Annotated in this window: 2 protein-coding genes; both read right to left on the reverse strand. The window is 32.0% G+C overall.

Going from position 1 to position 1,050, the window contains the following annotated elements:
* Positions 1 to 75: 75 nt before the first annotated feature.
* The gene (locus tag L2567_RS20955; protein WP_235299823.1) at positions 76 to 639 is read right to left on the reverse strand and encodes a hypothetical protein; all 564 of its coding nucleotides are present in this window, start codon (positions 637 to 639) and stop codon (positions 76 to 78) included.
* Positions 636 to 980, reverse strand: a complete 345-nt coding sequence (locus tag L2567_RS20960; protein ID WP_235299824.1) for a type II toxin-antitoxin system HigB family toxin — start codon at positions 978 to 980, stop codon at positions 636 to 638. Before L2567_RS20960 ends, L2567_RS20955 begins: the two co-directional genes overlap by 4 nt.
* Positions 981 to 1,050: the final 70 nt, after the last annotated feature.

Consider the following 1,050-nt stretch of genomic DNA (forward strand, 5'->3'; position numbering starts at 1 on the left):
TAACGGTGAATTGCATGGTGAGTATGAGCGATAGCGAAATATTCACTCATGCATAGTGTTCTCAGTAGTGCCCCCTTAAACACTTATTGAAAATTTTTCTCTATCAAATTTGAGTTGTGGATGATTGAGCTTCTCAATTGACTTCTCAATCTTTATTTTTTCATATGTATTTATTTCTATTGGGATCAGTTTATCTAATTTGATCTTTAGTAATTTGCTGATTACTATTAAGTCTTTCAATGTAAATGGGACGACTCCGTTCATCAATTCAGACATATACGATTTGCTTGTATGACCTAAGATGATTCCAAATTCCTGTTGGTTTATACCTAATTTTTTCAATCTGGATCTAATTAGTTTTTTTCGACTATCTATGAAGTTGATCTCTTTTAGAACTGATTCCTCTGCTTCATCACTTTCAATGACTTGTTGATCTGTTACTTTATTATGATCTGACCAATACTTGCTTTCATACTGCTCAATCATGTCTACAAGTCGTTGGCGTTTAGACTCCGAATTTTCAATTTCATTTGAATATAAGCGTAATTTTCGTTGAGCCATTGTAGCTCGTTGTAATTCAAGTTCGCTTGTTATTTTACCTTTTTGAAGTAGTTCATTTAAATCGAATTCTTGATTCATTTCTTTATAATTTTTCTTTCTAAAAGCCATCTTCTGATCGTAACCTTATTGTTTTTGAATGTCCTATCGTAAGATTGATGAGATCCACACCATAAAATTTCTGCTTCTCCATTATTTATTTCAATAAGAATCAGAGTTCTATCATAATGGATATTAAAGAAGTAACAGCCAATTGGGTTTACTCGATCCGCATCTGGGCGTACTTTTTTGATATCTTCCTCACTAAACCAATTAGAGGTTTCAAGCGTTTGTACTAAATCCTTGATCTCTTTTACAAGCTTAGTGTTCCCTCGATTTTTCTTAATGTGTTTTGTTAAAACTCCTAAGTTAATTATTCTCATTAACCATAAAGTTAAAATAATAGTTCGTATTTATTCGTAACAATGATGCTTTTTGCATTACTGAGAACGG

It is taken from the genome of Portibacter marinus (assembly GCF_021533195.1).
GTDB classification, from domain to species: domain Bacteria; phylum Bacteroidota; class Bacteroidia; order Chitinophagales; family Saprospiraceae; genus Portibacter; species Portibacter marinus.